This is a genomic window from Stenotrophomonas sp. P2112, from assembly GCF_041897515.1.
In the GTDB taxonomy this organism is placed as follows: domain Bacteria; phylum Pseudomonadota; class Gammaproteobacteria; order Xanthomonadales; family Xanthomonadaceae; genus Stenotrophomonas; species Stenotrophomonas sepilia.
In genome coordinates this window covers 1,910,325-1,934,320 of record NZ_CP169216.1, presented here as the reverse complement: position 1 = coordinate 1,934,320, position 23,996 = coordinate 1,910,325, and the positions used below count along the sequence as shown (strand labels likewise).

The following is a 23,996-nucleotide window of genomic DNA, read 5'->3' as shown; positions in this document are numbered from 1 at the left end:
GATGCCGGCCACGCCGATCAGTCGTGCGTGGGCTGCCGTGCGGCGTACCAGACCGCTGCGCCGAGAACGCCCAGCTGGCCATGCTCCACGCGCCATACCGGCACCTGGCGCAGCACCTCGGTCAGCACGCCCTTGTTGAGGAAGCGCTCACGGAAGCGACCATCGGCCAGGAAATCCTGCACATGCGCGGAAATACCCCCGGCCAGGTACACCGAACGCGCACCCACCGCGATCGCTGCGTCGCCGGCCAGGCTGCCCAGCCAGGCACAGAACACCTGCAGCGTTTCCACCGCCAGCGCATCCTCACCGCTGCGCGCGGCACCGATCAGTGCCTCGGTACTGCTCCACACCGGAGTGACGCCACGCAGTTCGCACAGGCACGGATACAGGTTCATCAGGCCACTGCCGGACAGCACGCGCTCGTTGTCCACGTGCGGCCAGCGCTGCAGCAGCTTGTCCAGCACCTGCAGTTCCAGCGCGTTGCCGGCGCCGAGCGCGGCATGGCCGATCTCGCTGGCCAGCACCGGACGCTCGCCGTCGGCAAAGCGCAATGCTGCACCCAGGCCGGTTCCGGCGCCCAGCACCAGCGCCGGGAACGCCTGCGCCGGGTCAGCATCGCCATTGAGCGGCACCAGGGTGTCAGGCTGCAGGTAGGGAATGGCCAACGCCACCGCTTCAAAATCATTGATCAGCTGCAGCTCATACAGCCCGGACTGCACCCGCGTGGCCGACAGCGAGACCGTCCACGGCAGGTTGGAATTGATCAACACATCGCCATCGAGCAGGCCGGCGATGGCGACCACCGCGGCCTGTACCGGCTGGCCGAGGCCAGCGGTGAAATCGGCCAGGATCGCGGCCAGGCTGGGGTGCTCGGCGCAGGCGTAGGTGCGATGGCTGCCCAGCAGTGGTGCCTGGCCGGCTTGCGTTTCAGCCAGCGCCAAACGGGCGAAGGTGCCGCCGACATCGGCGACAACGAGACTGCGCGGAAGACCGCCGCGGGCGGAGTCGGTGGAAACCGGAGACGCTGCTGCGATGGTCACGCTGGCCTGCTTGGATCGATTGAATCGCCCCGATTCTCAGGCATCGGGGCGGCTTTGCCTAGCGCGCCGGCGGTTCAGGTTGGACTACATGCCTTCCTGTTCGGCCACCTGCACACCATCCACCAGCACGCGCAGGCGCTGCGGGCGGAAGCCGGCGAACAACAGCGGCCGGGTGCGCTCGACCAGCACCTCATGGCCGGCGATGTGGCGCAGCCACGACTGTACCAGCGAGAACGAGAAGTGGGTGCCCGGATGCAGCGGATGCTGCACCCAGACCTTCTCGGTGGCGCTCTGCAGCAGCATCGCGCCGGTGAACCAGTGGCGGCTGAGGGTGACTGGCGTGGTGCCGGCCATGAAGCGGATATCCATGCGGGGTCCTTTCGCTGGAGCGGAGATGCGGGGGATCAGGGCTGTGCCGTCTGCAGGCTGTAGCGGGTGGTGGCGGTGAATACTGCACCATCAGGCTGGGTAGAGCGTACTTCGACCTTGTGACTGCCCACTGCCAGGTCGGTCGGCAGCGCGCCACGCCACAGGTGCGGCGACGCGGTGGCCTCCGGCGAACGGTCGTAGCCGCGCAGGCTGTCAGCCAGATCGTCAGCCACGTTCTCCACCATCAGGCGCGGATCGGGCTGACTGACCTGCTTCATCGGCTGCCAGGCACCGCCATCGACGCGGTACTCGACCACGCTGGCGTCCTCGCCCATGTAGACGTTGGCGTAGACACCCCACGCCGGATAGGCCCCCTGGCGCAGCACCTTCGGCGCATGCAGGCCGATCTGCTCGCTGGCCGGCTTGCCGGCCACGCGGTACTGCAGTTTGTAGCTGCCATTGCCGGCGACGTCCAGCAACGCGTAGCCCTTTGGCGTGCCATCACTCATGGCGCTGTCCGGCACGCCGGCGGCATCCTTCACCCCGGACCAGAATGCGCCGCAGTTGGCACCGACGTTGTATTCGTGCAGCGGCTTGTCACCGTTCCAGCCGTCGGCCTTGCCGTGGTAGACGTGCTGCTGGGTGTGGCTGTGCCCGCTGAGCACCAGCACGTTGCGGAAGTCCTTCAGCAGGTCGAACAGGCGCTGGCGGTCAGCATGACGGAAGGTCTCGCGCCCCGGCGCGGCGTCGAACAGCGGGATGTGCATGCCCAGCACCAGCAGGCGGTCCTTGTGCAGGCCTTTCAGGTAGCTGGCAAGGAAAGCGAACTGGTCTTCGCGCAGGCCACCGACATACTTCGGCCTTGCGTTGGGGTCATACACCACGTCGTCGAGGAACACGAAACTGGCACCGCCCTCTTCCACCGCGTAGGTGTCCGGGCCGTAGATGTTGCGCCAGCTGTCCAGCGAATGCTCGTCGCTGGCTGCATCGAAATCGAGGTCGTGATTGCCCGGCACATGGAACCACGGCACGCCCAGCGACGTGGTGACCTTGTTGATTGCCGGATACAGGGTCAGATCGTCGTTGACGATGTCACCCAGGGTGGTGCCCATGCGCGCCTTGGTCTGGCCGACCAGCGGCGACACGATCGACTGCTGGTAGTAGCCGATGTCCTTCAGGCTGGCGGTCTGGGAGTCGGTGAAGACCAGCATCTGGAAGCCGCGACGGCTGTCATGGCGATCCGACTGCAGCGCGAAATCCCAGTTGCGGGTGACATCGCTGGTGGCGGCGATGCCGCCGTACTTCAGCGCCGGCGAGCCGTTCGGGCGGAAGTGGCGCCAGAACGAAGGCAGGCCGTCTGTCGCCTTCGGGAACGAATACGCATCGGGCTTGATCACGAACACGGTCTGGCCGTCACGCACCGGAAGGCTGTAGCTGCCATCGGCGGCGGTCTTGACGATCGTCTCGCCGTTGGAGACCTGCACCCCGGCCAGGCCCGGATCGGTCGCACCGCGGCCCGGCTTGCCGTCACGCTCCAGATAGACCTTGCCGGTGACCACGGTGTCCGCAGCCCAGGCCGGCGAGGTCAGCAACAGGCAGCACAGCCAGGCAGCAGGCAGTTTCATGGGAGGCATCCGGCAGAAAGAGACGCGGTATTGTAGAGCCGAGCCACGCTCGGCTGCATTGCCGGCGGGTAGTGCCGGCCGCTGGCCGGCAACCCTTGGATGTCCGACGATCAGGAGGTTGCCGGCCAGCGGCCGGCACTACCACGCTTCAACGATGGCGTTTTTCCAGCACCGCCCGCGCATCGTCCAGCGACAGACCGCGCGCGCGCAGCAGTACCAGCAGGTGGTACAGCAGGTCCGAAGCCTCACCGAGCAGCGCCTCGTCATCCTGCGCAACCGCAGCCAGAGCGGTCTCCACCCCCTCCTCACCCACCTTCTGTGCGATGCGGCGGATGCCGCCCTCGAACAGGCTGGTCGTATAGCTGCCCGGCGGGCGCTGCGCCTCACGCATCGCGACCAACTGGTCCAGCCCGCCCAGGAAGTCCTTCGGCGCCTGGTCGAAACAGCTCTCCGCACCCGTGTGGCAGGTTGGCCCCGCCGGGCGTGCCGTCACCAGCAGCGTGTCGGCATCGCAGTCGACACTGATCGATTGCACCGCCAGGACGTTGCCGGACTGCTCGCCCTTGGTCCACAACCGCTGCTTGCTGCGGCTGAAGAAGGTCATGTGGCCGATGGCCAGCGTGGCCGCCAGCGATTCGGCGCTGACATAGCCCAGCATCAGCACCTGCAGCGTATCGGCATCCTGCACCACGGCCGGCAGCAAGCCGTCACCCTTGCCCCAGTCCAGTGCCTGCAATGCGTCCAACGAAGGCCTGACTTCAATAGACATCCCGCACCTCGATCTGCTGTCCGCGCAGGTAGCGCTTCAATTCTGGAATGGCGATGGCGCCGCTGTGGAACACGCTCGCCGCCAGCGCACCATCGACGTCGGCCTGATCAAAGGCTTCGGCGAAGTGCTCCATCGCACCGGCGCCACCGGAGGCGATCAGTGGCACCTGGCACAGTGCCCGCGCCTGCTGCAGCTGCACGACATCGTAGCCACGGCGCACACCGTCGCTGTCCATGCAGTTCAGCACGATCTCGCCAGCGCCACGCCGTTGAGCTTCGACGATCCAGTCCAGGGTACGCAGCGGTACCGCCTGGGTCTTGTCCGGGTCGCCACTGAAACGGCGCACACGCCACTGGCCGTCCGCTTCACGTACCGAGTCGACGCCCACCACCACGCACTGCACGCCGAACTCGTCGGCCAGTTCAGTGATCAGTTCCGGGCGGCCCAGCGCGGGAGAGTTGATCGACACCTTGTCGGCACCGGCGAACAACACGCGACGCGCGGCTTCCACGCTGTCGATGCCACCGGCCACGCAGAACGGAATGTCGATCAGGCGCGCGATGCGCTCGATCCACGCCACGTCCACCGAACGCGCCTCGGGGCTGGCGCCGATGTCATAGAACACCAACTCGTCGGCACCTTGGTCGCGGTAGCGCTGCGCCAGCTCGGCGATGTCGCCCATGTCGACGTGATCGCGGAAGCGCACGCCCTTCACCACGCGGCCATCGCGCACGTCAAGGCAGGGAATGATGCGGCGGCTCAACATGCCAGCGCCTCCGCCAGGTCCATGCGCTGCTCCAGCAGTGCCTTGCCGAGAATCGCACCACCGCAGCCAGCGGCACGCGCCTCGGCCACATCGGCCACGTCACGGATGCCGCCGGACGCCTGCACCGCCACCCCCGGCAGCAATGCCGACAGGTGCTGGTAGAGGCCGATATTGGGCCCGGCCAGCATGCCGTCGCGGGCGATGTCGGTGCACAAGAGGTGGCGCATGCCGGCGCGCGCGTAGCGCTGGGCCAGGTCATCCAGGGTCACCCCGGCGTTCTCGGTCCAGCCGTGCACCGGCAGCTGCCACTGCCCCTGTGCGTCCTGGCGCGCGTCCAGCGCAATCGTGATGCGCTCGGCGCCAAATTCCTCCAGCCAGCCGACCACTTCATCGGGGCGGCGCACCGCCAGCGAGCCGACCACCACGCGGCCGGCGCCAGCATCAAGCATGCGCGCCACATCGTCGCGGCCACGCACGCCACCACCGGTCTGCACCTGCAGCGGCGTCTGCGCGCGGATCGCCGCCAGCAGCGGTGCCAGCGTATAGCCACCTGCGCGTGCAGCATCCAGGTCGACCAGATGCATCCACTGCGCGCCCTGTGCGGCGAAGGCCTGCGCGCGCGGCAGCGGATCGTCGCCGTAGGAGGTTTCCTGCGCGTAGTCGCCCTGGCGCAGCCGCACCACGCGGTCATCGCGGATATCCAGCGCGGGGTAGACGATGAAACTCATGCAGCAGTGCCCTCAAGGAAGTTGCGCAGCATCAGCGAGCCGGTCTCGCCGGAGCGCTCGGGATGGAACTGCGCGCCGTAGTAGCGCCCCTGCTCCACCACGGCAGTGAACAGCCCACCGTGGTCGCACGCCGCGACGGTGTGGGCATTCAGCGGCGCCGCATAGCTGTGCACGAAGTAGGCGCTGGCGCGCTCCGGCACACCCTGCAACAGCACCGACTCACGTAGCGGCAGCAGGCGGTTCCAGCCCATGTGCGGCACGCGGATGCCACAGGCCGGCACCAGCTTGCGCACCACGCCCGGAATCAGTCCCAGTGTCTCCACACCCGCTTCCTCGGAGCGTTCGAACAGCAGCTGCATGCCAAGGCAGATGCCCATCAGCGGCACCTCCAGCCGCTGCAACGGCTCCACCAGGCCCTGCGCGTGCAGGCGCTGCATGCCGGGACCGGCGGCGCCGACACCGGGCAGGATCACCCGCTGCGCACCCACCAGTTCGTCCGCATCGCGCACCAGCCGCACCGTCGCGCCGAGGCGCTCCAGTGCGTAGCGCACCGAGCCCAGGTTGGCACCACCGGCATCGATCAGCGCGACGTCGCTCACAATGCCCCCTTGGTGCTCGGCAGTGCCGTGCCCTGCCGGGCCAGCGCCGGGCGCAGTGCGCGCGCCAGCGCCTTGAAGCAGGCCTCCACCTTGTGGTGATCGTTGTCGCCGCGTACCTGCAGGTTGAGGTTCAGGCCACTGGCATCGCACAGCGAACGGAAGAAGTGCGGCACCAGCTCGGTCGGCATGTCGCCCACCCGCTCGCGCTTGAACTCGCCCTCGAACACGAAGTACGGGCGGCCGCTGAAGTCCAGCGCAGCGCTGGCCAGGGTCTCGTCCATCGGCAGGGTGAAGCCGTAGCGGCCGATGCCGCGCTTGTCGCCCAGCGCCTCGCGCAGGGCCTGACCCAGCGCCAGCCCGGTGTCCTCGATGGTGTGGTGCTCGTCGATGTGCAGGTCGCCCTCGGCCTGGATGTCCAGCGCGAACCCGCCGTGCTTGCCGATCTGTTCCAGCATGTGGTCGAAGAAGGGCAGTCCGGTGGCGATGCGCGCATCACCGGCACGGTCCAGATCGAGTTCAACGCGGATCTTCGTCTCCTTGGTGTTGCGCTGGACCACGGCAGTACGCGGCGCGTCGGCCAGCGCATGGGCGATGCCCGGCCAGTTCCACTCGCCACCGAACTGTTCGGTGCGCAGCTGGAAGCCACGGATGTTGAGGTTGTCGGCGAACTGCAGGTCGGTGATACGGTCCCCCACCATGCCCGAACGCGCCCAGTCGATGCTGCGGTCCTGCAGGTAGGCGGTCATCAGGCCGATGCCCGGCTTGCGCGTGGGCGCGTTGTCCTGCGGCCAACTGCAGTCGATCAGCACGTCACGGAAGGTGATGCCCTGGCTCTCGAAGATCTGCAGCATCAGGTCGTTGGGGCCATCGAAGCTGGCGCGTGGGTAGCTGTCGCTGCCCAGGCCATCCTGGTTGGTGACGATCACGAACTGGTAGCCGGCATCACGCAGCTTCAGCAGCGCCGGGATCACCTGCGGCACGAAGCGCAGCTTCTCGTAGGCGTCGATCTGGAAGTCGGACGGCTCCTCGATGAGGGTACCGTCGCGGTCGATGAACAGGATCGGGGTCATGCTGCGGCCCTCCGCGCCGACAGGGCCGCAAGCACGCGGTCGTTCTCTTCGGGACTGCCGATACTGATGCGCAGTGCATCACCCAACTGCGGCGCGGCGCGCTGGTCGCGCACCACCACGCCCACAGCCAGCAGCGTATCGAACGCGGCCTGGGCATCGGCGAAGCGAACCAGCAGGTAGTTGCCGGATGAGCGGTAGACGCGACGCACGCCGGGCAGGCCCGGCAGCGCCTCGCGCAGGCGTTCGCGCTCGGCAATCACCGTGGCTACGCGCTCGGCGGTGATGGTCAGCGCGGCGGGTTGCAGCGCCTGCACCGCCAGTTCCGTGCATGGCGTCGGCACCGGGTACGGCGCCTGGCAGCGGCGCAGCACGGCAATCAGCTCCGGGGCGGCGATCAGGGTGCCAACGCGGGCGGCGGCAAGAGCGTGCGCCTTCGACAGCGTGCGCAGCACCGCCAGATTCGGGTTCGCGGCCAGCAGCGTGGTCGCCGACGGACGCTGCGCGTACTCGACATAGGCCTCGTCCACCACCACCAGTGCTTGCCCGCGCAGCGCAACCACCACCCGCTCGACTTCGTCCAGGGCGATGTCACTGCCGGCCGGGTTCGACGGGGCGCACAGGAACACCAGCTTGGCACCTTGCGCCTTGGCCGCGTCGACCACCGCATCCAGATCGGCACGCAGGCCATCTTCGCTGTCCACCAGCGGCACTTCAATCAATGCGGCGCCCTGCAGGCGTGCGCAGACGGCGTACATGCCGAACACCGGCGGCGTGACCACCACGCCGTCGCGGCCCGGCACGCACAGCGCGCGCACCAGCAGATCAATGGCCTCGTCGCTGCCGCGGCCGACCAGCAGCTGCTGTGGCGTCACGCCGTACAGCGCCGCCAAGCCTTCGCGCAACGCCAACGGTTGCGGCTCCGGATAGCGCCGGCTGCTGCCAGCCGCGTCGGCCGTATTGGCCCAGGCGGACTCGTTGGCGTTCAACCAGACCTCGCCCTGCACCGCTGCGCTGCGTGCCGAGCTGTAGCCGGCGAACGCCTGCAGATCCGGACGCACCAGCGCCAGCACCTCCTCGACAGCCGCGCTCATGCCGCCACCTCCATGCGCAATGCCACCGCACGCTCGTGGGCATCCAGGCCTTCGGCGCTGGCGATGATGCGCGCGCAGCCGCCGATCGCGGCCAGGCCGGCGGCACTGGCGCTCTGCACGCTGATCAGGTTCTGGAAGCTGGCAACGCTCACGCCGCTGTAAGCACGCGCGGCGCCGGCGGTGGGCAGCACGTGGTTGGTGCCGCTGCAGTAGTCACCCAGTGCTTCGGGGGTGTAGTCGCCGAGGAACACCGAGCCGGCCGCCTGCACCTTGTCCAGCCAATCGCGCGGTTCACGCAGCGCCAGGATCAGGTGTTCGGGCGCATAGCGGTTGCTGATCGCGAAGGCCTCGTCCAACGAATCAACCTGGATCAGGCGCGACGCTGACAGCGCCTGCCGCGCAATCTGCTGGCGCGGCAGCAGGGCCACCTGGCGCTCGACCTCAACCTCGACCGCGGCCAGCATCGCGGCATCGTCGGTCAACAGCAGCACCTGTGAATCCGGGCCGTGCTCGGCCTGCGACAGCAGGTCGGCGGCGACGAACGCCGGATTGGCGCCAGCATCGGCAATCACCAGCACTTCGGAGGGACCGGCCGGCATATCGATGGCGGCGACGCCATCCTGCGCGACCTGCTGCTTGGCTTCGGTGACGAAGCTGTTGCCGGGCCCGAACAGCTTGTCGCAGGCCGGAACGCTGGCGGTGCCATAGGCCATCGCGGCGATCGCCTGCGCGCCGCCCAACTTGAACGCGCGCTGCACGCCGGTCAGGCGCGCGGCTACCAGCACTGCCGGATCGGCGCTGCCGTCGGCGCGCGGCGGCGTGCACAGCACCACCTGCGGGCAACCGGCCAACTGCGCCGGAACGCCCAGCATCAACGCGGTGGACGGCAATGGCGCGCTGCCAGCAGGTACGTACAGGCCCACCCGGCCGATCGGGCGCAGCATGCGTTCGCAGACCACGCCCGGCGCGGTTTCAACTGCATAGCCTTTACCCATGCCGGCGGCGTGGAAGCGCGCGATGCGCTCGGCGGCGTCCACCATCGCCTGGCGCAGTTCGGCGGGCACGGCCGCTTCAGCAGCGGCGAATTCGGCTTCGGAGACTTCAAACGAGGCCAGCTCGACACCATCGAAGCGCGCGGTGATCGCACGCAGCGCACCGTCGCCCTGTGCACGCACCTGCGCGATCAGGGCCGTCACGGCATCGCGGGTCTGCTGCGCCACGGTCTGCACCGGGCGGGTCAATGCCGCGCTGCGCGCGGCCTCATCAAGTTGGGACCAGATCAGACGGTTCATGCCAGCGACCGCTCCACGCTCAGTACCATGAGGCCCTGCGCACCCGCGCGCTCGAGTTCTTCCATGCGCTGCCAGCTCAGCGGGCCGGGGCACATGGTCTGCAGGCGCAGCGCACCGCCATCGGCCGGCAACCGCACCAGCGGCTCGGCATCGGCCAGCAACTGCGCCAGCGCGTCGACGCGATCCTCGCTGGCGCGGAACATCAGCAGCTTGCGGTCCTGGCGCTGCACCACGCCATCGAGGCGGCGCAGCAGCATCGCGCGCAGCGATGCACGTGCATCATCGGGCACCCGTACTGCACCGGCCAGCACCGCCTCGCTGTCGAGCAGGTTGTGCACCGGGGTCAGCTGATTGGCGCGCAGGGTGGCGCCGCTGGACACCAGATCGCAGATCAGGTCGGCGGTGCCCAGGCGCGGGGCGATTTCCACCGAACCGGACAGCTCGACCACCTGTGCGTCCACTCCCTGCTCGGCCAGCCACTGCGTGAGGATGGCCGGGTAGCTGGTGGCGATGCGGGTGCCGGCCAGCTGCGCCGGACCCTGCCACTGCCATTCCTCCGGCACCGCCAGCATCAGCCGGCACTGGCCGAAGCCCAGCCCGCGCAGCGCCTGATAGGCGTCCGGCAGGCCGACCTGGCGGCGTGCCGCGGCCTGTTCGTCCAGCTCGTTGCGGCCGACGATGCCGAGGTCGCAGACGCCGTCGGCGATCAGGCCGGGGATGTCGTCGTCGCGCACCAGCAGCAGGTCCACCGGCAGCGATTCGCCGTAGCAGAACAGCTTGTCGCGGCTTTCGCGCCAGCTCAGGCCACAGGCGCTGAGCAGGTTACGGGCGGGCTCGGCCAGCCGGCCACTCTTCTGGATGGCGATACGCAGCCGGTCTCGTGCCGGCGCTGCCTGGGTTGCACTCATGGGGGAGGTCTCGAAGTTCGGAACGGGGCGCGGATCAGCGCGAAGCAAGGCGGTCGATGGCAGCGGCATAGCCTCGATGGCCGTGCTCGAGCGTGCGCGCCACCCGTCCGGTGGTGGTCACGCTGACCCCGGTGCGCTCGTGGATCTCGCGGTACGGCACGCCCTGCTGCAGCAACGGCACCACCTTCCAGCGGTCGGCCATGGCTTCCAGTTCGGCCGGAGTGCACAGGTCGCGCAGGAAGGCTTCCACCTCCTCCGGCTCGCGCAGGGCGGCAAAGGCCAGGGCCAAGGCTTCCAGGTCGGCCTTCGGGTCTTTGGCGGCAATCTCGGGGCGGGCTTTCACGGGGTCGTTTCCATGCATCAATGTAATAGCGCGTTAGTACATTAGCGCATTCTTGCGCAGTGCGTCAAATCGGGGGTTGAGGGGGCGGCAAGGCTGCTGCCCTGCACCCGCTAGATGCCGAAGCGACGTCAAATGCTGGATGGCTGAGGGTTGGCGGGGTGGGTCCGGTGGCAGGGGACGCCGTAAATCCGTCCATGGGGGCTTGGCCGCGGCATCCATGCCGCGGACACCCCTGCCTCCGGACCCACCCCGCCGTCGACAGTTTCCTGCGAGCTGTTGGAACAGCAAGGGGTCGGATCCGTTTTCTGAAGGAAAACGGCTCTGACCCCGGAACGCGGCCCGGAAACGAAAACGCCCACCGGGTGGTGGGCGTTTTCGTGGCGTGTTGGCATGCGGCCAACCGGCCGTTACATCACCTTCGACTGCTCCAGCTCCACCTGCAGGGTGCTCGCCAGCTCATCGCGCGACACTTCGAACTGCTGCTCGCGCAGCAGGTCCTTCACCGCCACCACGCCCCGCGCCAGCTCGTCCTCACCGGCCAGCACCACGAAGCGGATGCCCGCCTTGGCCGCGTACTGGAACTGCTTGCCGATCTTCTTCGGCTCCATCTGCACTTCGGTGTTGATGCCACCGGCGCGCAGGCGGCGCGCGATGTCCAGCGACTGCGGCATGCCCTGCTCGTCCATCAGCGCCACCAGCGCCTGCACGCTGCTGGCCTCGATGCCATCGATCAGGCCGGCCTCGCGCAGCTGCCAGAACAGGCGCGACAGGCCGATGGAAATGCCCACGCCCGGCAACTTGGACTTGCTGTAGTGGCTGGCCAGGTCTTCGTAGCGGCCGCCCGAGCAGATCGAGCCGATCTGCGGGTGGTCGGTCAACGTTGTCTCGTAGACGGTGCCGGTGTAGTAGTCCAGGCCGCGCGCAATGGAGAAGTTCAGGCAGTACGCGGTTTCCGGCACGCCCAGCGCCTGCACCAGCTGCAGCACTTCGCGCAGTTCGGCCACGCCGGTACGCAGGATCTCCGAAGAACCGGCGTCGGCTTCAAGCGTTGCCAGCTGCGCCAGCGCATCGGCATGGCCCTGCGAACGCACGGCCACAAAGGCCAGGATCTTCTCGACCTGCTCGCCCGGGATGTTGAAGCCCTCGCCCACCAGCGTCTCGCGCACGTAATCGGCGCCGCGCTTGTCCAGCTTATCCACTTCACGCAGCACCGCCAGCTGGCGCTCGCCTTCGGCCACGCCCAGGCTCTCGAAGAAGCCGCGCATGAGCTTGCGGTTGTTCAGCTGGATGCTGAAGTCACCGATGCGCAGTTCCGAGAACACGGCGTGGATGACCGCCAGAACTTCGGCATCATAGCGAACGCTCAGGCTGTCCTTGCCGATCACGTCGATGTCGCACTGGTAGAACTCGCGGAAACGGCCGCGCTGGGCACGCTCGCCGCGGTACACGCGCTGCATCTGGTAGCGACGGAACGGGAAGGTGAGTTCGTGTTCGTGCTCGGCCACGTAGCGTGCCAGCGGCACGGTCAGGTCGAAGCGCAGCGCCATTTCCGGCAGCGAACGGTCGCCCGATTCGGCCGCATTGGCCAGCGCACCGGTGGATTGCACGAAGTACACCTGGCGCTCGGTCTCGCCGCCGGACTTGGTCAGCAGCACGTCGGACAGCTCGAACACCGGCGTCTCCACCGGCAGGAACCCGAAGCGCTCGTAGTTGCGGCGGATCACGTCCAGCATGCGCTGGAACGCAATCTGCTCGCGCGGCAGCAGTTCAAGGGTGCCGGGCGGGGTACGGGGCTTGATCACGGGCGGAACTCCTGCTGGAACGGGACGTGGGAGGGGGCGACATTCTAGCGCCCCCGCCTCGGGCAGGGTCGAACGGCCGCTTGAAGTATCATAAGGCCCTCCCCCGCCCGCGATACGCCCCCGCAACATGTCACGGCCTTCCGGCGCTCCGCCCGCCACCAACGATCCCGCCTCGCCGTCCTGCACCACGCTGGACTGCCTGCACTGCTCGGTTCGCCACCTTGCGGTGTGCTCGGCGCTGTCGCCCGATGAAGTGCAGGCGCTGGAACAGGTCACCGTTTCGCAGCAGGTCAGCATGGGCAGCACGCTGGCCCGCACGGGTGAAGAACGCGACCATGTCTATACATTGACTGCCGGCGCACTGCGCCTGGTACGCACCCTGGCCGACGGCCGCCGCCAGATCAACGGCTTCGTGCTGCCCGGCGACTACCTGGGCCTGAGCGGCAGCGACCATCACCGCTACGACATCGAAGCCATCGCCGACAGCCGTGTCTGCCGCGTCGCGCTGCCACAGATGAAGGCGCTCCGCAGCCGCTTCCCGCACCTGGAGCGCAAGCTGCTGCAGCGTGCCTGCCAGGAACTGGATGCCGCGCAGGACGCTGCACTGGCGCTGGCACGCCTGCAGCCGGCCGAGAAGCTGGCTGATTTCCTGCTGCGCCTGGCCGCGCGTGAAGCCAGGCTGGGCGGCGACGGCCTGCGCGTGTCGCTGCCGATGGGCCGAGGCGACATCGCCGACCATCTGGGTCTGACCATGGAAACGGTCAGCCGCACCTTCACCAAGCTGCGCCAGCAAGGGCTGATTGCCCTGCCCCACCTGAACGTAGTGGAGATCCTCGACGAGGACGGGCTGCGCACGCTGGCCGGTGAAGGGTTGATCTGACCGCACTGCGGTTGCTGGGATTGCCGGCCAGCGGCCGGCAATCCCATCCATCTCCGATCAACGCAACAACACCTCGCGCAACGCCGCGTAATCGGCGGCCAACGGTTCGGCGTGCGCCGCCCGTTGCAACAACGCATCCAATGCCGGTGGCACGGCCACAGGTTCGCCGATCAACGGCTCGACCACGGCCTCGAACTTGGCCGGATGCGCGGTGGCCACCACCGCCCAGTCGCCCTTGGCACCACGTGCGCGCAGGTCCTGCAGCACCTTCACCGCCGTAGCCGTATGCGGGCAGAACAGCTCGCCACTGCTGGCATGGGCCGCCGCAATCGTCGCGCGGATGGTCACATCATCCACCGCGAACGCACGCAGTGCAGCGCGCAGCTCCGCATCATCTCCCCGGTAAAGCCAGCGCAGGCGTTCGAAGTTGCTTGGCGCACCCACGTCCATTGCATTGGCCACGGTCGCCACGCTGGCCTGCGGGTGGTACTCGCCACCGTTGAAGTACGCCGGCAATACGGCGTTGGCATTGGTGGCCAGCACGATCTGTCCGATCGGCACGCCCAGCGCGCGCGCCAGCACTGCGGCCATTGCGTTGCCCAGGTTGCCGGTCGGTACCACCAGGTTGAGCCGGCGACGATGCAACGCGTAGTGGCTCAGTGCCGTATGTGCGTAGTAGCTCATCTGCGGCAGCAGGCGACCGAGGCTGATGCTGTTGGCCGAGCTCAGCGGCACCTGTGCCTGCAGTTCGCGGTCGGCCAGCGCCTGCTTGACCATGGCCTGGCAGTCGTCGAAGGCACCGGCCACGCGCAGCGCCTGGATGTTGTCACCGAAGCAGCCGAGCTGGTGCGCCTGGCGCGGTGACACGCGGCCATCCGGATACAGCACCACCACGCGTACGCCTGGCTGGCGATGGAAGGCCGCGGCAACGGCGGCGCCGGTATCGCCAGAGGTGGCGACGACGATGGTCAGGTCACGGTCCTTGCCGGCCTGCAGCCGCGACAGCGTACCGGCCAGGAAACGCGCACCAATGTCCTTGAACGCCGCCGTCGGCCCATGGAACAGTTCCAGCACGTGGTCACCGTCGCCGAGCGCACGCAGCGGCACCGGGAAGTCGAACGCCTCGCGGCAGATCGACGGTAATCCGGCCTCCAGCGCATCTCCGGCGAAGAACGGTGCCAGCAGGTCTGCAGCGGTATCGGCCAGGGTCGCACCGGCTTCCAGCTCACGTGGCGCCGGCAGTACCTGGGGCACGTACAGGCCACCATCGGGCGCCAAGCCTGCAGCGATGGCCGCACTGAGGCCAACGGCCGGGGACCGGCCGCGGGTCGAAACGAATTGCATGGGTTCAGTATCCAAAGAGGGAGAAGGATTCAGCACAGCCGGGCTCCGGGCGCATCCAGCGGCGACACCCAGGCATCGCTGTCGAAGCCGGCAGCAGCGAATGCCGCCTGCACCGGCGCCGCGGCAGCGTGGGCCTGGTCGGCATCTTCGAACCAGGCGAACACGCTGGGGCCGGCACCGGAGATGCCTGCGCCCATTGCACGGGCTGACAACGCCGCATCACGAGCCGCCTCGAAGCCGCCGATCAGTCCCGCCCGTCGCGGCTCCACCAGCACATCGCGCAGGCCAGCGCGGACCAGCGCCGCGTCGCTGCGATGGCAGCCGCTGAGCACCAGCGCAAGATTCGCACTCTGCGCTACGAATTCACCCAGCGCATAGCTGCCTTGCAGCGCCTGGCGTGCCAGACGGGTTTCCAGCACCGCGTGCGGGTGCACCAGCAGGCTGTGCCAACTGGCTGGCACAGGGATCGGCAGCAGGCGGTCGGCCGTGCACAACGCCAGCCCGCCGAGCAGCAGCGGCCCCACGTTGTCACCATGGCGGCCCCCACTGGCCACGGCCTCGCCGTCCAGCGCAAACGGGTACAGCGCCTCGCGCGCGAGTGGCGCATCCAGCAATGCGTTGGCAGCAACCAGCGCAGCGACGCACGACGCTGCCGAGCCGCCCATGCCGGAGCCGAATGGAATGCCCTTGTCGATCTCCACCGCGAAGCCGAAGTCCAGGTCCAGCCCTGCGCGCAGCGACATCAACGCCGCACCTGCCGTGTTTCCGGCCGCCTCCAGCGGAAGTTCGACCGCACTGCCACGGATCGCCTCGATGCGCACCACCGGCTCATCGATACGCCGCACGCTCACCGTATCGCCAACGCCTGCAATGGCATGCCCCAGAATGTCGAAGCCCACCGCCACATTGGCCACCGAGGCGGGCGCAAATGCACGTGCGATCACAGGCGTGCTCCCTCGCCAGCGGCTACCCGCAGCAGGTCGGCGAACACGCCCGCCGCCGTCACTTCCGGTCCAGCGCCCGGTCCCTGCACCACCAGCGGGTTGTCGCAGTAGCGGCGGGTACGGAACTGCACCACGTTGTCGGTCAGCCGCAGGTTGGCGAAGGCATGGTCGGCCGGCAGTTCCTGCAGGCCCACCGAGGCGCCGTCGGTGCCCAGCCGTGCCACGTAGCGCAGCACCGCGCCACGCGCCCGCGCATCCTGCAGGCGCAGCAGCAAGCTGGCGTCGGACTCGCCCAGCCGCGCCATGAAGTCATCCACGCTGCCGTCGCGCAGCAGTGCCGGCACCAGGCTTTCCACCTGTACCTGTTCCAGGCTGAGCGCGTGACCGGCCTCGCGTGCAAGGATCACCAGCTTGCGTGCCACGTCCACACCGGACAGATCATCGCGCGGGTCCGGCTCGGTATAGCCCATTGACCGCGCCTGCGCGACCAGCTGCGAGAACGGCTGGCTGCCATCGAAGCGGTTGAACAGCCAGGCCAGCGTGCCGGAGAAGATGCCCTCGATGGTCAGCACCTCGTCACCGGTATCGACCAGATCGCGCAGCGTGGTGATCACCGGCAGGCCCGCGCCCACCGTGGCCTCGTAGCGGAAGCGCGCACCACTGGCCGCTGCGGCGGCGCGGATGCGCTGGTAGCGCGGCAGCGGCCCGGCGCCCGCCTGTTTGTTCGGGGTGACCACATGGATGCCTGCCGCCAGCCAGCCCTCGTAGCGTTCGGCCACCTCGGCACTGCCACTGCAGTCGATCACCACCGCATGCGGCAGGTGCGCAGCCAGCAGGTGCTCGGTGAAACGATCAAGATCGCTGGATTCACCCGCGTCCCGCAGGGCCTCGCGCCAGTCCGCGTGCAGGCCGTCCACTTCCAGGCGCATGCGCGAACGCGAGGCCAGCGCACGCAGGCGAAGATCCACATTGGCCTTGGCCAGCAGCTGCGGGCGCGCGGCCAGCAACTGGTCCAGCAGTGCGGCGCCAACGTTGCCGGGCCCGATCACACCGACCGCGAAGGTCTGCGGCGACAGCCAGAAGCCTGCATGCGCCGCGCGCAGCGCACGGGTGGCATCGGCGCTATCCACGGCGACCGAGATGTTGCGCTCGGACGAGCCCTGCGCAATCGCCAGGATGTTCACCTGCGCACGCCCCAGTGCCTCGAACAGGCGCGCCGCCACACCTGGCTGCCCGGCCATGCCGTCACCGACCGCGGCCAGTACGCTGACGCCCTCACTGACCTGTACGCGCTGCACCTGTCCCGCTGACAACTCGTGCGCAAATGCGTGCAGCAGTGCATCACGGCCACGGCCGGCTTCGGCAGCACGCACCACGCAGCAGATTGAATGTTCCGAGGAACCCTGCGAGATCATCACCACCGACACCTGCGCCTGGCGCAGCGCGGCAAACACGCGCTCGGCGGTACCCGGCACGCCGATCAGGCCGGTGCCTTCCAGGTTCAGCAGGGCCAGCCCGGGACTCAGGGTCAGGCCCTTCACCGGCCCGCGCGGCGAGCGCTCGGCGCTGATCCGCGTCCCCGGATGCGCCGGCTGGAACGTATTGCGGATGAAGATCGGCAGGCCGAGGCGGATCGCCGGCGACATCGTCTGCGGGTGCACCACCTTGGCGCCGAAGTACGCCAGTTCGCAGGCCTCGTCGTAGCTCAGCGCTTCCAGCTGCACCGCCTCGGGCACCAGCCGTGGGTCCGCCGACAGCACGCCATCGACATCGGTCCAGATGTGCAGCTCGTCAGCGTTGAACAGCGCGGCAAAGATCGCACCGGAATAGTCGCTGCCGTTGCGGCCGAGGGTGGTGATGCGGTCATCGCGATCGCGTGCGACGAATCCGGTGGCAACCAGGCGCGACTGCGGATGCTGCAGGCGCCACTTGGCCAGGCGGTCGGCACTGGCTTCCCAGTCGACATCCACGCCGAGTTCGCCATGCCCGACCACCAGCACATCGCGCGCGTCGAGTACCGCGCAGTCTTCGCCCAGCGCGCGCAGATGCGTGCCGAGCAGCTGTGCGGAAAACACTTCGCCCAAGCCCTGCACACGGTCCAGCACCTCGCGCGGCAGCTCGCCGATCACCGCCAGCGCGGCCAGCACTTCGGCCAACTGATCGAAGCGGGCGTCGATCCATTCGACCGTCTCGCCCACCTGCTCGCCCAGCAGCGCCACGGCAGCGCCGCGATGGCGTGCGCGCAGGGCATGCCAGGCCTCACGCCAGCCTTGATCGCCCTTGGCCGCCAGCTGGGCCAGTTCGATCAGCGCGTCGGTGACGCCCTTCATCGCCGAGACGACAGTGACCTGCAGCGATTCAGGACGGGCCAGCAGCAGGCCGCCCACATGGCGATAGCGTTCGGCATCGGCCACCGAGGTGCCGCCGAACTTGTGCACGACGGTGAACGGGGCAGCCAGGTCGGCCGGGGCAACGGAATGAGCGGGAGCGTGGGAAGACATGCAGACCTCGGCAGGAGGCCCCGTCGCATGCAGGTGTCGAGTTTCCCCGCCACCTGTAGGGTGCGGGGCCGTGGTTTTCGGGAGTTACACGAAGACGACGGGCCGCACCAGGGCAGTGGTGACGGTGGTGGTGGTAATGGTGGTGATGGTCGCGACCGGCGCAGTCGAACGGCCCGCAATGGCGGGGGCGATCAGGCTGGCGTGGGCGGCATCAAGGACCATGGCGCACAGAAAACACCGTGCGCCCTGCCGCTGTCAAGTGCTGCGATGCAAAAAACCGATGCAGCGATCATCGGCCAACGTGCCGACATTTGGTTGCAACTGAGACAAAGCCGGCATCAGCACGCTTGACGACTGCATTCAGCCGGCATGTTCGGCAATCGCCCGTGGTGTGCGATGCGCATGCGCGCACAGCATCACGCCAGCCACCAGGAACACGATTGCCAGCGCTTCCAGCAGCGAGGGCCAGCGCTGCTGCCATGCAAAGGCGTACAGCAGCGCGAACAGGGTCTCGAACACGATCATCTGGCCAGTCAGGGTCAGTGGCAGCAGGCGGCTGGCACGGTTCCAGAATGCGTTGCCGAGGATCGAGGCCACCACTGCCACGCCGGCGCTGATCGCCCAGAACCCGCTCCATTGCGCCGCCGTATGGCTGCCGGTGTGCCCGATGAAGGCCATCGGCACCAGCAGCAGGGCCAGGCCGCCGGTGGTGACGCCGGTCAGCAGCGACCAGTCATGGCTGGACAGGTCCGGCCTGCGCGCCAGCCAGCGGCTGTTGCCGATCGAATACAGCGCCCACGAGAACAGCGCACCGAACGCGCACAGCAGCCCGATCAGGCGCTGCCGCCACGGGGTGGCCAGGTGCTCGGACATCAGCGCTTCCCACCCCACCAGGGCGACCCCCAGCACGCACAGCCCCAGTGCCGGCAGCAGCTGTTTCAGTGGTACAGCGCCCTGCTCGCGCACGCCAACGAGGGTGACCACCACCGGAATCAGGCCGACGATCAGCGATGCTGCAGCGCCACCGGCCCACTGCACGGCGGTCGCCAGCAGCAGGAAATACACCAGGTTGCCTGCCAGGCTCAGCCACAGCAGGCCGATCCATTCGGCACGGCCCAGCCGCGGTGCCAGCCGCTTCCATCGCGGCAGCAGCAGGGCGACTGCCATCAGGCCATAGACCAGGTAGCGGCCGGCGGACAGTTGCAACGCATTGAACGACTGAAGCACGGCAGGCGCGAGAAAGACCACGCCCCACAGTGCGCCAGCGGCCACGCCATTGGCGATGCCCACGGCCATCGGGTTGTTGCGCATTCGGATTGTCCGGGCGGATGGAACGGGCCGCGCAGTGTAAGCGCTGGCCGCTGGGCGCTCTTGACCCAGGCTGCTGCCTTGTCACCTCTGTAGAGCCGAGCCAATGCTCGGCTGCGATTCACCGTTGTGCAGATAAGGGCAACCGAGCGTGGGCTCGGCTCTACAGATCAGCCGGCCCCCTGCGCCACGCAGCGGGGGTCTGGCCACATTCGCGGCGCAGCGCACGGGTCAGTGCACTCTGTTCGGAATAGCCTGCGGCCAGTGCGATATCGCTGATCGGCGCGGCAGTGGTGCGCAGCTGATGCTTGGCCCAACGCAAGCGGCACGCGCTGAGCCAGGCCTGCGGGCTCAGCCCGAACTCGCGCTGGAACAATGTGTGCAACCGGCTCTCGCTGACACCGACAACTCCGGCCATCCGGGCAACCGGCCAGGCCCGGCCGGGATCGGCCTGCACCGCCGCGCACAGGCCCTGCATGCGCGCGCCACTGCCCGCCGGTGCAAATACCTGCAGCAACTGCGGCAGCAACGCCGGCATCGGCTGCCCTGCCTGCACGGCGGCCAGGCGCTGCCGCAACGCCAGCGGCAGATGCAGCCAGCGCTGGCGGCACAGATGCTCCTGCGTGCCGTCATCCAGCACGCCTGGAGGACAATCAACGATCACGAAACCATTGGGGCCGTCCGCCATCTGGTCATGTGCTTCGCCGGCGGCGACAAATGCCCCCTGCAGCAGGTCCAGCCGGCCGCCGCGCCCTTCCATCTCGAACTGCAGTTCCCCCTGCAGCGGCAGCACCCACTGCGCGTAGTCATGGCGGTCCAGGCCGGTGGCCTGCCCGTAGTGCCGCAGATGGAAGATGGCGCCCATCCGGGCAGTGTGCGCGTGTAACAACGGCCGTGCAAACCGCTGCTATAGTCGATCCGTCATCCAACGCAGGGAGTGCAGGTCATGACCCATCAGCAGCTGTCCCTGGTGCTTGCCACCAGCCTCGGCCTGGCGCTCACCGCCTCGGCCTCCGCGCAGGAACGTACGCCACCGGCCCCGCACTGCATGGACGCGGTCGGCGTCCAGGAAGTGGAGCAGGCTTCATCGCGTTCAATCGCTCTGCGAGCCGCCTCGGGCCAGGCCTATCGGATCGACTTCAGCGAAGAGTGCCCCGGCGTCCGCGGTGCCACCACGCTGAAACTTGAAGCACCCGCCGGCTGGGCCTGCGGTCGCCCCAGCGAGCGTGTGGTGGTCGATGGCCGCAGCTGCGCGATCAGCGCGGTGACCCCCGTGCAGGATCGCGACTACGCCAGCGTGGCCCGCGACAGCGACCGCCTGCGCATGGCCACCCTGCCCGCCCTGACCATCCGCGAGCGCAGGGACATCCGCCGCAGTTTCGGTGGTTCGCCGTCATACTGCTTTGCCACGCGCAACGTGCGCGCGTGGTCGTCCGACCCGCAGGGCATGCTGGTGGAGACCAATCCGCATCGCAATGGGGGTCACCGCTACTATCGCGTGGAGCTTGGCAGCCACTGCCGCCAGCTCGACCGTGCGCCACAGCTGAGCTTCCACTCCGGCATGCAGAACGGCCTGATCTGTGGCAATCCGGGCGATCGCATCCTCACCGCCGGATTCGAGAATGGTGACCTGCGCAACGACGCCCTGGCGCCGCTGCCGCAGTACACCCGCGGCGGCTGCACGATCCAGGCGGTCTATCCGGCTTCCAGCCAGGCGTCGAACTAACCGTCGACGCCGAGGAACGCGAACGGTGCGCTGGGCACGAAGTGGCCCAGCGCGTCGCCGGAAAAGGTATTGCGCTGGTCCGGACCGAGATCGAGCTTGAGCACCTTGCCGCCGAAATCCACTTTGTTGAGGTCGACCCAGAACGTGTTCGGGGTCAATGCCGATTCGAAGAAGTACAAGCGCCGCTTGTGGTCGGCCACGGTACGCCAGCGCGTGGAGGAGATGTTCGGCTCGCCCGGCGTGGTAATGCCGTAGGGCACCGACGTATTGCGGATCACGCTGAACACGCTGGCCAGCGCCACCACCGGGTCTTCGGACTTGGGAATGGCGTTGATGTAGAACGAGGCGCGCGCGAAACGGTCGGCTGAGCGGTTGGTACCCGGCAGCATCACCGTGCCGCCGATCTGCTGCCAGTAGCTGTTGAGTGCCAGCTGCTGCTCGAAGATCGGTGAATTGGTCATCACCTGGTAGCGCCGGTCATGGTGGATCACCTGGCGACCGCCGATGTATTCGACGATGGCACTGTCGCCACTGGCATCTGACAGCGACAGGTGCAGCGTGGCCTGGCGGTCTTCGCCCGGCACCTTGTCGGTGACGATCGAGTACGGCTCGCGCTGCAGCGCCGCGACCGCTTCGTCTACGGTGGCGAAGTTGTCCAGCACATACTGCGCCCATAGTGAGATGGCCAGGCCCGGCTTGTTGCCGCGCTGCTTCGGATACTCCGATTCGACCAGCCACAGCAGGTTGGCCACCAGGCCCTTCTCGTTCATGCCATCGGTGGTCGATACGTCATAACCGGTGGCCACCACCGAGCCGTAGCGCGCCGTCCAGGCCAGCGACTTCGGCCCGGCCTGGCCAGTGCGCGCGATGCCGCGCGGCAGCACGTAGAGGTTGGTCGCCACATCGACCTTCCAGTCCATCGAGCGCGCGGTGATCACATCACCGTTGTCGCCCAGGTAGACCGCGCGCGTGCAGGCCAGCGCGGGTGCCACTGCGGCGGCCAGCGCGACCGCCAGCAGTGCCCTTTCCTTCCACTTCATCCGTGCCATGTCGTTGCACTCCTTTCCCCGTGATCCGTGGATATGACCCGATTCAGGGTGACACAGCGGTGAAGCCCCGGCGAACCAGGCGATCGTGCAGCCAGAAACCTGCAAGCATGGCCGGCACGAACCAAAGCGCTTCGCGCGATCCCACCGCCAGCCCGGCGATGGCAGGGCCCGGGCAATAGCCTGCCCAACCCCAACCCATTCCGAACAATGCCGCGCCCAGCACCAGGCGTACATCGACACCGCGCACAGCGGGCAGTTGGAAGCGCGTTGCGCATGACGGCCGCGGGCGCCGCAGCACCCAGCGCTGGCCGACCGCGCTGACCAGCAGTGCCGAGGCCAGCACCCAGGCCAAGGTGGGATCGAAATCGCCGGCGATGTCGAGGAAACCGAGGATGCGGCGCGGATCGGTCATGCCGGCCAGCGCCAGGCCCGCGCCGAACAGCGCCCCTGCCGCGCCGGCGGCCACCATCATGCGGCTCATGCGAAGCCCCCGCCATGACGGATCAGGAATGTAGTCAGCATTGCGCAGGCCATGAATACCAGCACCGCCAGCAGCGACCGCATTGAGCCGCGGGCCACGCCGCACACTCCATGACCACTGGTGCAGCCGTTGCCCAACCGCGTACCGAATCCGACCAGCAGGCCGGCGCCAACCAGCTGCCACGCCGGCAAGGCGTCACGCAACAGGTCGCGGGGCGCTTGATCTGGCACGGCCTGCCAGCACAGCACACCCCCTGCAGCGGCAAGCAGGCCGAGCAGGAATGCCCAGCGCCAACCTCGATCGCCGGGCGTTGCGCGCACGCTGCCAGCGGCGATGCCGCTGATGCCGGCTACCCGGCCCGTGGTTGCCAGCAAGACCACCGCCGCCGCACCGATCAACGCGCCCCCCGCGACGGCGGCCCACGGCACGGTCATGACCTGCCTCCAGTTGTCGCGTTCATTCGCTTGCCTTTTGAATTAGCTTTTTCTAAATTAGCGTCTTCTAAAGCAAAAGGTCAACCATGGCCCGAATCGAGCTCGACAGTGCCGCGATGGCCGAGCATGCCGCCCAGGCCGCGGCGCTGCTCAAAAGCCTGGCCCATCCTGCACGGCTGCGCGTGCTGTGCCGGCTGGTCGAAGGCGAGGCGCCAGTACCGGAACTTCAGGCACTGACCGGGCTCAGCGCATCAGCGCTGTCCCAGCATCTGGCGGTGCTGCGCGGACTTGGCATCGTCTCGACCCGGCGCGAAGCGCAGTCGATCCACTACCGGGTAGTGGAAGGGCCGGCGCTGGGCGTATTGCAGGCGTTGCACGCGGCGTACTGCGGAAGTGCAGCGCGCTGAACCTTCCACGCAGGTTCAACCTGCGTGCAGCACCGGTTGCACGACCTGATCGAGCAGATCCACCGGGGTCGGCGCCGACAGGTCACCATGCAACGCGCGGGTGAAACCTGACCAGTCGCTGGAAGACAGTTGCCGCAGCAGCGCCTCCTCCACCGGCAACGCGCGCATCGACCAGTACGGAAACTGGCGCTGGCCAAGGCGGCCACGCGCCAGTTCGATGATGTCGATATGGCTACCGGCCTGCAGGATCCGTTCGTACACCGAATCGATACCATCCGGCGGCCCTTCGATGTACTGCAGGAATCGCCCGCCGTCATGCAGCAGCACACCGGTCACGCCCGCCATCTTGTTGAAACGGGCTGCATCATCGACCAGCGCCCGCAGCCGTTCAGCGGAAAGATCCGGCAGCGCCTGGCTGACGTAGGCGATGGCACGCAGTGGCATGGCGCTTCCTTGACAAGATGTACACCCACGGTAGCAGCTGCGGACGAGTCCGTCTCGGTGCCCGCAGGTGTTCCCT

General features: G+C 68.0%; 25 protein-coding genes and 1 pseudogene. 4 read left to right on the top strand and 22 right to left on the bottom strand.

The genetic code is table 11. The features are described from left to right. Positions 1–17: 17 nt before the first annotated feature. From ACEPA4_RS09055 to hisS, 13 genes are all read right to left on the bottom strand, one after another. Positions 18–1,040, bottom strand: coding sequence for a glucokinase (locus ACEPA4_RS09055; protein WP_065197007.1), 1,023 nt, complete (start codon positions 1,038–1,040; stop codon positions 18–20). Positions 1,041–1,124: 84 nt separating this feature from the next. Then, positions 1,125–1,409, bottom strand: coding sequence for a hypothetical protein (locus ACEPA4_RS09050; protein WP_005409434.1), 285 nt, complete (start codon positions 1,407–1,409; stop codon positions 1,125–1,127). 35 nt (positions 1,410–1,444) lie between these two features. Next, positions 1,445–3,034 carry a calcineurin-like phosphoesterase family protein gene (locus tag ACEPA4_RS09045; protein ID WP_065177583.1) on the bottom strand — a complete coding sequence of 530 codons (1,590 nt, stop codon included), beginning with the start codon at positions 3,032–3,034 and terminating at the stop codon, positions 1,445–1,447. Between the two features lie 148 nt (positions 3,035–3,182). Next, the gene (gene hisIE / locus ACEPA4_RS09040; RefSeq protein WP_065184989.1) at positions 3,183–3,803 is read right to left on the bottom strand and encodes a bifunctional phosphoribosyl-AMP cyclohydrolase/phosphoribosyl-ATP diphosphatase HisIE; all 621 of its coding nucleotides are present in this window, start codon (positions 3,801–3,803) and stop codon (positions 3,183–3,185) included. Then, complete coding sequence (gene hisF / locus ACEPA4_RS09035) at positions 3,793–4,569, bottom strand: imidazole glycerol phosphate synthase subunit HisF (RefSeq protein WP_065184991.1); 777 nt, start codon at positions 4,567–4,569, stop codon at positions 3,793–3,795. Before hisF ends, hisIE begins: the two co-directional genes overlap by 11 nt. Then, complete coding sequence (gene hisA / locus ACEPA4_RS09030) at positions 4,563–5,297, bottom strand: 1-(5-phosphoribosyl)-5-[(5-phosphoribosylamino)methylideneamino]imidazole-4-carboxamide isomerase (protein ID WP_065177580.1); 735 nt, start codon at positions 5,295–5,297, stop codon at positions 4,563–4,565. The genes hisF and hisA overlap by 7 nt, the downstream gene beginning before the upstream one ends. Beyond that, complete coding sequence (gene hisH / locus ACEPA4_RS09025; protein WP_139727031.1) at positions 5,294–5,896, bottom strand: imidazole glycerol phosphate synthase subunit HisH; 603 nt, start codon at positions 5,894–5,896, stop codon at positions 5,294–5,296. The genes hisA and hisH overlap by 4 nt, the downstream gene beginning before the upstream one ends. Continuing rightward, positions 5,893–6,966 carry a bifunctional histidinol-phosphatase/imidazoleglycerol-phosphate dehydratase HisB gene (gene hisB, locus ACEPA4_RS09020; RefSeq protein ID WP_053499882.1) on the bottom strand — a complete coding sequence of 358 codons (1,074 nt, stop codon included), beginning with the start codon at positions 6,964–6,966 and terminating at the stop codon, positions 5,893–5,895. The genes hisH and hisB overlap by 4 nt, the downstream gene beginning before the upstream one ends. Beyond that, entirely contained in the window at positions 6,963–8,057 is a 1,095-nt protein-coding gene (hisC, locus tag ACEPA4_RS09015) for a histidinol-phosphate transaminase (RefSeq protein WP_065184993.1), read from the bottom strand. The genes hisB and hisC overlap by 4 nt, the downstream gene beginning before the upstream one ends. Beyond that, positions 8,054–9,349, bottom strand: a complete 1,296-nt coding sequence (hisD, locus tag ACEPA4_RS09010) for a histidinol dehydrogenase (protein ID WP_235649546.1) — start codon at positions 9,347–9,349, stop codon at positions 8,054–8,056. Before hisD ends, hisC begins: the two co-directional genes overlap by 4 nt. Continuing rightward, positions 9,346–10,257: an ATP phosphoribosyltransferase gene (hisG, locus tag ACEPA4_RS09005; protein WP_053499888.1), complete on the bottom strand. Its 912-nt coding sequence runs from the start codon at positions 10,255–10,257 to the stop codon at positions 9,346–9,348. The genes hisD and hisG overlap by 4 nt, the downstream gene beginning before the upstream one ends. Before the next feature lie 34 nt (positions 10,258–10,291). Then, complete coding sequence (locus tag ACEPA4_RS09000; protein WP_111173367.1) at positions 10,292–10,600, bottom strand: YerC/YecD family TrpR-related protein; 309 nt, start codon at positions 10,598–10,600, stop codon at positions 10,292–10,294. Positions 10,601–11,007: 407 nt separating this feature from the next. Beyond that, positions 11,008–12,402, bottom strand: a complete 1,395-nt coding sequence (hisS, locus tag ACEPA4_RS08995) for a histidine--tRNA ligase (protein WP_065177574.1) — start codon at positions 12,400–12,402, stop codon at positions 11,008–11,010. A gap of 127 nt (positions 12,403–12,529) precedes the next feature. On the opposite strand from hisS, the gene ACEPA4_RS08990 reads away from it, so the two are divergent. Next, complete coding sequence (locus ACEPA4_RS08990) at positions 12,530–13,282, top strand: Crp/Fnr family transcriptional regulator (RefSeq protein WP_005416324.1); 753 nt, start codon at positions 12,530–12,532, stop codon at positions 13,280–13,282. Positions 13,283–13,339: 57 nt separating this feature from the next. Here ACEPA4_RS08990 and thrC read toward each other — a convergent pair whose 3' ends face one another. The 3 genes from thrC to thrA are packed head-to-tail and all read right to left on the bottom strand — an operon-like array spanning position 13,340 to position 18,071. Beyond that, the gene (gene thrC / locus ACEPA4_RS08985; RefSeq protein WP_171956011.1) at positions 13,340–14,626 is read right to left on the bottom strand and encodes a threonine synthase; all 1,287 of its coding nucleotides are present in this window, start codon (positions 14,624–14,626) and stop codon (positions 13,340–13,342) included. Positions 14,627–14,655: 29 nt separating this feature from the next. Continuing rightward, positions 14,656–15,570: a homoserine kinase gene (locus ACEPA4_RS08980; RefSeq protein WP_065184999.1), complete on the bottom strand. Its 915-nt coding sequence runs from the start codon at positions 15,568–15,570 to the stop codon at positions 14,656–14,658. After that, complete coding sequence (gene thrA, locus ACEPA4_RS08975) at positions 15,567–18,071, bottom strand: bifunctional aspartate kinase/homoserine dehydrogenase I (protein ID WP_262089651.1); 2,505 nt, start codon at positions 18,069–18,071, stop codon at positions 15,567–15,569. The genes ACEPA4_RS08980 and thrA overlap by 4 nt, the downstream gene beginning before the upstream one ends. A 27-nt stretch (positions 18,072–18,098) precedes the next feature. Between thrA and ACEPA4_RS08970 the strand changes: the two genes are divergently transcribed. Further along, the gene (locus ACEPA4_RS08970) at positions 18,099–18,422 is read left to right on the top strand and encodes a hypothetical protein (RefSeq protein WP_204324508.1); all 324 of its coding nucleotides are present in this window, start codon (positions 18,099–18,101) and stop codon (positions 18,420–18,422) included. Between the two features lie 9 nt (positions 18,423–18,431). On the opposite strand, the gene ACEPA4_RS08965 is transcribed toward ACEPA4_RS08970, so the two are convergent. Next, entirely contained in the window at positions 18,432–19,382 is a 951-nt protein-coding gene (locus ACEPA4_RS08965; protein WP_005416320.1) for a DMT family transporter, read from the bottom strand. Positions 19,383–19,542: 160 nt separating this feature from the next. Further along, positions 19,543–20,244 (bottom strand): AraC family transcriptional regulator, encoded by a 702-nt coding sequence (locus tag ACEPA4_RS08960; protein WP_065185003.1) that lies wholly within the window; start codon positions 20,242–20,244, stop codon positions 19,543–19,545. 81 nt (positions 20,245–20,325) lie between these two features. Here ACEPA4_RS08960 and ACEPA4_RS08955 point away from each other — a divergent pair, with 81 nt between their 5' ends. Further along, positions 20,326–21,105, top strand: a complete 780-nt coding sequence (locus ACEPA4_RS08955) for a DUF6491 family protein (RefSeq protein WP_005416318.1) — start codon at positions 20,326–20,328, stop codon at positions 21,103–21,105. Here the strand turns inward: ACEPA4_RS08955 and ACEPA4_RS08950 are convergent. From ACEPA4_RS08950 to ACEPA4_RS08940, 3 genes and pseudogenes are all read right to left on the bottom strand, one after another. Then, positions 21,102–22,154: a linear amide C-N hydrolase gene (locus ACEPA4_RS08950; RefSeq protein WP_053499905.1), complete on the bottom strand. Its 1,053-nt coding sequence runs from the start codon at positions 22,152–22,154 to the stop codon at positions 21,102–21,104. The genes ACEPA4_RS08955 and ACEPA4_RS08950 overlap by 4 nt on opposite strands. Before the next feature lie 43 nt (positions 22,155–22,197). Beyond that, positions 22,198–22,635: a DUF6691 family protein gene (locus tag ACEPA4_RS08945; RefSeq protein WP_065185005.1), complete on the bottom strand. Its 438-nt coding sequence runs from the start codon at positions 22,633–22,635 to the stop codon at positions 22,198–22,200. After that, positions 22,632–23,072, bottom strand: a pseudogene (locus ACEPA4_RS08940) (YeeE/YedE family protein); the annotation flags it as partial. The gene ACEPA4_RS08945 and the pseudogene ACEPA4_RS08940, both read right to left, overlap by 4 nt. Before the next feature lie 83 nt (positions 23,073–23,155). On the opposite strand from ACEPA4_RS08940, the gene ACEPA4_RS08935 reads away from it, so the two are divergent. Next, a complete protein-coding gene (locus ACEPA4_RS08935; RefSeq protein WP_005416314.1) occupies positions 23,156–23,476 on the top strand; it encodes a helix-turn-helix transcriptional regulator in 321 nt (106 codons plus the stop codon). A 15-nt stretch (positions 23,477–23,491) separates the two neighbouring features. On the opposite strand, the gene ACEPA4_RS08930 is transcribed toward ACEPA4_RS08935, so the two are convergent. After that, the gene (locus ACEPA4_RS08930; protein ID WP_005416313.1) at positions 23,492–23,920 is read right to left on the bottom strand and encodes a BLUF domain-containing protein; all 429 of its coding nucleotides are present in this window, start codon (positions 23,918–23,920) and stop codon (positions 23,492–23,494) included. Positions 23,921–23,996: the final 76 nt, after the last annotated feature.

What these genes read in the sequence shown, in the direction of transcription:
- ACEPA4_RS09050 (WP_005409434.1), bottom strand. Translation starts at nt 1,409, where the DNA reads ATGGATATCCGCTTCATGGCCGGCACCACGCCAGTCACCCTCAGCCGC.
- ACEPA4_RS09045 (WP_065177583.1), bottom strand. Translation starts at nt 3,034, where the DNA reads ATGAAACTGCCTGCTGCCTGGCTGTGCTGCCTGTTGCTGACCTCGCCG.
- hisIE (WP_065184989.1), bottom strand. Translation starts at nt 3,803, where the DNA reads ATGTCTATTGAAGTCAGGCCTTCGTTGGACGCATTGCAGGCACTGGAC.
- hisF (WP_065184991.1), bottom strand. Translation starts at nt 4,569, where the DNA reads ATGTTGAGCCGCCGCATCATTCCCTGCCTTGACGTGCGCGATGGCCGC.
- hisA (WP_065177580.1), bottom strand. Translation starts at nt 5,297, where the DNA reads ATGAGTTTCATCGTCTACCCCGCGCTGGATATCCGCGATGACCGCGTG.
- hisB (WP_053499882.1), bottom strand. Translation starts at nt 6,966, where the DNA reads ATGACCCCGATCCTGTTCATCGACCGCGACGGTACCCTCATCGAGGAG.
- hisC (WP_065184993.1), bottom strand. Translation starts at nt 8,057, where the DNA reads ATGAGCGCGGCTGTCGAGGAGGTGCTGGCGCTGGTGCGTCCGGATCTG.
- hisD (WP_235649546.1), bottom strand. Translation starts at nt 9,349, where the DNA reads ATGAACCGTCTGATCTGGTCCCAACTTGATGAGGCCGCGCGCAGCGCG.
- hisG (WP_053499888.1), bottom strand. Translation starts at nt 10,257, where the DNA reads ATGAGTGCAACCCAGGCAGCGCCGGCACGAGACCGGCTGCGTATCGCC.
- ACEPA4_RS08990 (WP_005416324.1), top strand. Translation starts at nt 12,530, where the DNA reads ATGTCACGGCCTTCCGGCGCTCCGCCCGCCACCAACGATCCCGCCTCG.
- thrC (WP_171956011.1), bottom strand. Translation starts at nt 14,626, where the DNA reads ATGCAATTCGTTTCGACCCGCGGCCGGTCCCCGGCCGTTGGCCTCAGT.
- thrA (WP_262089651.1), bottom strand. Translation starts at nt 18,071, where the DNA reads ATGTCTTCCCACGCTCCCGCTCATTCCGTTGCCCCGGCCGACCTGGCT.
- ACEPA4_RS08970 (WP_204324508.1), top strand. Translation starts at nt 18,099, where the DNA reads ATGCAGGTGTCGAGTTTCCCCGCCACCTGTAGGGTGCGGGGCCGTGGT.
- ACEPA4_RS08965 (WP_005416320.1), bottom strand. Translation starts at nt 19,382, where the DNA reads ATGCGCAACAACCCGATGGCCGTGGGCATCGCCAATGGCGTGGCCGCT.
- ACEPA4_RS08960 (WP_065185003.1), bottom strand. Translation starts at nt 20,244, where the DNA reads ATGGGCGCCATCTTCCATCTGCGGCACTACGGGCAGGCCACCGGCCTG.
- ACEPA4_RS08955 (WP_005416318.1), top strand. Translation starts at nt 20,326, where the DNA reads ATGACCCATCAGCAGCTGTCCCTGGTGCTTGCCACCAGCCTCGGCCTG.
- ACEPA4_RS08950 (WP_053499905.1), bottom strand. Translation starts at nt 22,154, where the DNA reads ATGGCACGGATGAAGTGGAAGGAAAGGGCACTGCTGGCGGTCGCGCTG.
- ACEPA4_RS08945 (WP_065185005.1), bottom strand. Translation starts at nt 22,635, where the DNA reads ATGAGCCGCATGATGGTGGCCGCCGGCGCGGCAGGGGCGCTGTTCGGC.
- ACEPA4_RS08935 (WP_005416314.1), top strand. Translation starts at nt 23,156, where the DNA reads ATGGCCCGAATCGAGCTCGACAGTGCCGCGATGGCCGAGCATGCCGCC.
- ACEPA4_RS08930 (WP_005416313.1), bottom strand. Translation starts at nt 23,920, where the DNA reads ATGCCACTGCGTGCCATCGCCTACGTCAGCCAGGCGCTGCCGGATCTT.